The 5,120-nt window shown below is 66.0% G+C and carries 6 protein-coding genes, 1 other RNA gene and 1 pseudogene; 3 read left to right on the forward strand and 5 right to left on the reverse strand.

The genetic code is table 11. The features are described 5' to 3' along the window. The 3 genes and pseudogenes from DI606_RS19385 to DI606_RS19395 form a co-directional block, all read left to right on the forward strand. Positions 1-437: pseudogene (locus DI606_RS19385) on the forward strand (signal recognition particle-docking protein FtsY); the annotation flags it as partial. After that, the gene (gene ispZ, locus DI606_RS19390; protein WP_293985583.1) at positions 427-1,089 is read left to right on the forward strand and encodes a septation protein IspZ; all 663 of its coding nucleotides are present in this window, start codon (positions 427-429) and stop codon (positions 1,087-1,089) included. The pseudogene DI606_RS19385 and the gene ispZ, both read left to right, overlap by 11 nt. A 173-nt stretch (positions 1,090-1,262) precedes the next feature. Next, entirely contained in the window at positions 1,263-1,877 is a 615-nt protein-coding gene (locus DI606_RS19395) for a superoxide dismutase (RefSeq protein ID WP_293985584.1), read from the forward strand. A 60-nt stretch (positions 1,878-1,937) separates the two neighbouring features. Here DI606_RS19395 and DI606_RS19400 read toward each other — a convergent pair whose 3' ends face one another. The 5 genes from DI606_RS19400 to rnpB form a co-directional block, all read right to left on the reverse strand. After that, positions 1,938-3,470: a methyl-accepting chemotaxis protein gene (locus DI606_RS19400; protein WP_293985585.1), complete on the reverse strand. Its 1,533-nt coding sequence runs from the start codon at positions 3,468-3,470 to the stop codon at positions 1,938-1,940. Next, a complete protein-coding gene (locus DI606_RS19405; RefSeq protein WP_293985586.1) occupies positions 3,467-3,781 on the reverse strand; it encodes a hypothetical protein in 315 nt (104 codons plus the stop codon). The genes DI606_RS19400 and DI606_RS19405 overlap by 4 nt, the downstream gene beginning before the upstream one ends. 42 nt (positions 3,782-3,823) lie before the next feature. Next, complete coding sequence (locus tag DI606_RS19410) at positions 3,824-4,153, reverse strand: (2Fe-2S) ferredoxin domain-containing protein (protein ID WP_293985587.1); 330 nt, start codon at positions 4,151-4,153, stop codon at positions 3,824-3,826. Beyond that, positions 4,126-4,674 (reverse strand): DnaJ domain-containing protein, encoded by a 549-nt coding sequence (locus tag DI606_RS19415; RefSeq protein WP_293985588.1) that lies wholly within the window; start codon positions 4,672-4,674, stop codon positions 4,126-4,128. The genes DI606_RS19410 and DI606_RS19415 overlap by 28 nt, the downstream gene beginning before the upstream one ends. A gap of 63 nt (positions 4,675-4,737) precedes the next feature. Beyond that, an RNA gene (gene rnpB, locus DI606_RS19420) (RNase P RNA component class A) lies at positions 4,738-5,120 on the reverse strand; the annotation flags it as partial.

A 5,120-nucleotide genomic window follows, 5' to 3' on the forward strand; every position in this document is an offset into this window, starting at 1 on the left:
AGGAAGGCGGGGACGCTGCGGGAATCGTGTTCGACGCCGTCCGCCAGGCGACCGCGACGGGCATCGACGTGCTCATCGTCGACACCGCCGGGCGCCTTCAGAACAAGACCGAGCTGATGGACGAACTCGCCAAGATCCGCCGCGTGCTGGGCCGATTGAACCCGGCGGCCCCGCATGACGTTGTGCTGGTTCTCGATGCCACGACGGGACAGAATGCGTTGAACCAGATCGAAGTCTTCAAGGAGACCGCGCAGGTGACCGGCCTCGTCATGACGAAGCTCGACGGTACGGCGCGGGGCGGCGTGCTGGTCGCGGCGGCGGAGAAATATCGCCTGCCCATCCACGCCATCGGCGTCGGCGAAAAGATCGAGGATCTGCGCCCCTTCGATCCGGGCGACATGGCCAAAGCCATCGCGGGCACGGCCTATGCCCGCTGATACTCCGGCGGCAGCGAAGCCTGCGCATGGCGGCACGCTGAGCCTCGCGCTCGATTTCGGGCCGCTGCTCGTTTTCTTCCTGACGTACAAGGGCGCGGGCTGGCTGTGGGGCGGGGCCAATCCGATCACCGCGATGAGCGTGGGCACCGCCGCCTTCATGGCCGCGATCGTCATCGCCGTCGTCATATCCAAGGTGAAGCTCGGTCGCGTGTCGCCGATGCTCTGGCTCTCGGCGCTGCTCATCCTGTTTTTCGGCGGCCTCACCATCTACTTCCACGATCAAAGCTTCATTCAGGTAAAGCCCACGATCATCTACAGCTTTTTCGCGCTGATGCTGTTCGCCGGGCTGCTGCGCGGCAAGCCCCTGCTGCGGGTCTTGTTGCAAGCCGCCTATGACGGGCTGAGCCACGAAGGCTGGATGAAGCTGTCGCGCAACTGGGCCCTGTTCTTCGTCGCGATGGCGGTCGCCAACGAAGTCATGCGCCGTTCGATGACCTTCGACGCCTGGCTCGCGGTCAAGGTGTGGGGCGTCACCATCGTGTCGGTGCTGTTCGCCGCCGCCAACCTCCCCATGCTGATGCGCCACGGGCTGACGCTGGGCGAGGAACCCAAGGCGGACGAGATCGGCGAAACCAGCCCGCCGCAGGGCTGACGCAAAGCCCGTCCCTGCAATCGTTTCGCAATAGGCACATTGCCCTTCCAATCCGCGAAGGGGAGCGCATATGGGAGGCGCTGGCGGGCTTGCAGCCCTGCCGGGATCCATGAACCTTTGTGCCGCTCCATCCGTTGAGCGACCGTCCCATAACGAACCCGAGGAGTTCTGCCATGGCCTTTGTTCTGCCCGATCTGCCCTACGCCAAGGATGCCTTCGGCGACATCTTGTCCGCCGAAACCTTCGACTATCACCATGGCAAACACCACAATGCCTATGTCGTAAAGGCGAACGAACTGGTCGCCGCCGACGCCTCGCTTCAGGGCAAGTCGCTCGTCGAACTCATCAAGTCTTCGAAGGGCGGCCTTTTCAACCAGGTCGGCCAGATCTGGAACCACACCTTCTACTGGCATTCGCTGAGCCCTGAAAAGACCGCACCCAGCGGCGAGCTGCTCGACAAGATCAACGAAGCGTTCGGCTCGGTCGACGCCCTGATCGAAAAGCTGAAGGCGGAGGCCGTGGGCCACTTCGCCAGCGGCTGGGCCGCGCTGATCCTCAAGGACGGCAAGCTCGAAATAACCAGCTATCACGACGCCGACACGCCCGTCGCGCATGAAGGGCACACGCCGCTGCTGATCCTCGATGTATGGGAACACGCCTATTATATCGACTATCGCAATGCGCGCCCCAACTATGCCGAGCGCGTGCTGAAGGAAGCGATCAACTGGGACTTCGCGGCCCAGAACCTCGACGGCGAAGGCATCGGCCGCGCCGACCAGCAGGGCTGAACGCTTTAAAAATCGAACGGGGTAAGGGGCGGCGTGGCGACACGCCGCCTTTCCTTTATGTCACGCCGCCTCGAGCTGCACGACGAAGCGCTCCGCCGCCCGCTGAAGCCGCTGCGCGGTGACGGACAGGCCCGACGCGGCTGCGGACACGCGGCTCGACAGGCTCTCATTATCACGCGCGACGTCGGCCACTTCCTCCAGCTGCCGCGTCATCATGGCGGCGTCCTGCGCGGTGTCGCGCGCCGACTGGCCGATCGCGGCGGTCGCATCCCGTTGATCGGCGACGGCGCGCTGGATATCGGCGGCGGCCTTCGCCAGTTGCTGCACGGCGTCCGCGACATTGGACAGGGCGTTTTGCGCTACCCCCGCCCCTTCGCAGGCGGACCATGCCAGCGCATGGATTTCGCCCGTCGCATTGGCTGCCTGCCCGGCAAGCTGCTTCACCTCGCCCGCGACCACCGCGAACCCGCGCCCGACCTCGCCGGCGCGCGCGGCCTCGATCGTGGCGTTGAGCGCCAGAAGATTGGTGCGCGTCGCGATCTGCGTGATCGATTCGGCAAAGCTGGTGATGGATGTGGTGCGGCCGTGCAGGTCGCACACCGCGTCCTGCCCGGTGGCGGACACGCGTTCCGCCTGACTACCCAGCACCGCCTGCTGTTTCGCCGCCGACGCGATGGCGACGATCGAATCGGACAGCGTCTCGATCCGCCGCGCCAGCAGCGCCGCGTTGGCCGACGATTGCTCGGCAATGGCAGCGGTTTCATATGTACCGGCACTCGCCCGCCGGGCGAGTTCGTTCAGCTGCCGCGCCGAATCGTCCAGCTCTTGCGCTGCCGATCCGACCGCGCTCACCGCTTCGGCCACCGACTGGCGGAAGGCGTGCGCCAGCGCCAGCGTCGCTTCCTGCCGGTCCGCCGCCATGCGCGCCTTGTCCGCTTCCTGCTGCATCCGCAGCTGGGCGGCGCGGGCGTCGGCCTCCTGGCTCGCGATCATCGCCTGCTCCGCCGCCATGCGCCCCTGCTCGACCGCCTGCGCCAACTGGGCAGACCGTTCGACATGCCCGTCCAGCGCCACCAGCATGGTGCGCAGCCGGATGGTGAGGTAGCTGAGCACCGCAGCCTGCGCCACTACTGCGACCGCATGCACGGCGATCCGGACGATGTTGCTTTCCTGCGGAAAAACCCAGGCGGGCGTCAGCGCGTTGAGCAGAAGGTGATGCACGGCGGTCAGGCCAGCCGCCAGCACGATGGGCCGCCAGTCGTACAGCAGCGTCAGCCCCGCCAGCGCCACAAAGAAATACATGTGGCCGTCCATCTGCCAGGGATGCCCCGACAACAGGTAGAGGCCGATGGCGGGTTGCGCCGCCGCCAGCGTCCCTACCGCAAGCCGCACGTCCAGGTCGCGCCGGTGGCAAAGCACCTGCACGGTCGGCAGCGCATTGACCAGCACCGACAGAAGCAGTGCGCGCTCGACATGAGGGACATGCAGCAACGTGCCCATCACCCCCATGGCGGCAGTCCACACCCAGCTCGAAAAAAACAGGATCTGCAATCCCTGCAACCGTAACCGGTCTAGACTCGATATCGCGATCATGAACCTTCCCCTCCGCAGCCGCCGATCCTTGCCGACAGCGATACGATCCCCCGTTCCAGCAGCGCCGGTGCCATCCTGTCGCCGCGCCCATCGACCACCAGCGATCCGGGCCACGGTCCCGCCGCCATCAGCCGTGCTCCGTTGGCGATGGCCAGCCGCGCGACGGCATGGCGCGCATCGTCCGTCAGCGGCACCAGCAGGATGCGCCCCTGATCGGGCGGCAGGGCATAGAGGATCGGCAGTCCGACAAGGACGACCGCGACATGCGCCAGCAGCGGAATGCGCCGGGGCGTGGAGGCGGAGGAAACCATATCCCTCCAGTTAGGAGGGAAGCGTAAGCATAAGATTAAGGATCAGCCCGTTCCCAGGTGCAGGGCGGCGGCAAGATCGTCCAGATCCGCCCCCGGTCGCACCAGCAGCCATTCACGGCTGTCCGCCCCGTCGACCACAGTCACAGCGCCCTTGGGGCAGACGCCAAGGCAGCTCACCTCGACGATCCCCGCCGCCGCCTTGCGCCCCTTCTTGAGCGAAAGGTGGCGACGCAGCGCCTTGGCCAGCCGCTCGTCCCCTTGCGGACCGAAACCGCCACCGACCTTCTTGTCGCATTTCCGGCAGACAAGGACGACGTTGCGCCAGTTGGCGCGCACATGATCCTTCAATCCGCCTCTCCCCGCGGCTTCCACGTCCGCCGATCCTCGGCGGCGCGGAGCACTTCATAGGCCGCCTGGATCGTCTGGAACCGCACTGCCGCCTGAGCGTCCCCGGGCTTTACGTCCGGGTGATTTTCCTTGGCGAGCCGCCGCCAGTTCTTCTTCACCGCTTCGAAATCGGCGTCGTCCTCCAGGTCCAGAGCCTTGAGCGCGTTGAGTTCGTCGCGCGAGCGGCTGCCGTCGCCCGGCCCGCCCCAGCTATGATAGGCGCTCGACTGGTATCCGCCCGCGTCCCGCCGCTCGTCCCGCGCGCGCTGCTCGCGTTCCTCGGCGTCCAGTCCCTGAAAATAGTCCCAGTTCCGGTTATATTCGGCGGCATGGTCGCTACAGAAATACCAGCGTTCGCGGCTGTTGGGCGATTTGGGCGCGGGGCAGTCGCCCGGTTTGTCGCACCCGTGCCGGTCGCACAGCCGCACCTGCTGCGCTTCGCGTGTCGCGCCATAGCTGCGCCATCGGGGAAAGCCCCAGTCGTTGGATCGGCTCTGTCTTGCCATCGGCCAAGAGTAGGGATTGCCCCGGCAAAAGGCCAGCCCGTGCCGCCCCGTTCCTTGGGGAAATATGCCAGAGGGCCTGTAAGCCGGGTTCTGTCCCCCCCTTGCGGGGATAGGCGACCATTCCTCTAGGGGACGGATCGCTCCGTCCCTCAAGCAACCAACCCGGACGGTCTCGGCCGAAACAGGCCTAGCAGCGCGGCTCTTGCGAACCGCCTGCGCGCCGCCCCTATTCGGTCTTGCTCCCGGTGGGGTTTACCGTGCCGCCGCCCGTTGCCGGGGGCGCGGTGCGCTCTTACCGCACCCTTTCAATTTCGCCTGCCCGAAGGCTTAACCCCGAAAGGCTGGGCGACCTGCTTTCTGTTGCACTGTCCCTTGGATCACTCCAGCCGGCCGTTAGCCGGCACCGTCATTTCGTGGAGCCCGGACTTTCCTCGCCGTGGAAGTTA

This window comes from Sphingobium sp., assembly GCF_003248505.1.
GTDB lineage: Bacteria > Pseudomonadota > Alphaproteobacteria > Sphingomonadales > Sphingomonadaceae > Sphingobium.

Coding starts and splice junctions, on each gene's coding strand:
- DI606_RS19415 (WP_293985588.1), bottom strand. CDS start 4,674: ATGGCAAGACAGAGCCGATCCAACGACTGGGGCTTTCCCCGATGGCGC.
- ispZ (WP_293985583.1), top strand. CDS start 427: ATGCCCGCTGATACTCCGGCGGCAGCGAAGCCTGCGCATGGCGGCACG.
- DI606_RS19395 (WP_293985584.1), top strand. CDS start 1,263: ATGGCCTTTGTTCTGCCCGATCTGCCCTACGCCAAGGATGCCTTCGGC.
- DI606_RS19400 (WP_293985585.1), bottom strand. CDS start 3,470: ATGATCGCGATATCGAGTCTAGACCGGTTACGGTTGCAGGGATTGCAG.
- DI606_RS19405 (WP_293985586.1), bottom strand. CDS start 3,781: ATGGTTTCCTCCGCCTCCACGCCCCGGCGCATTCCGCTGCTGGCGCAT.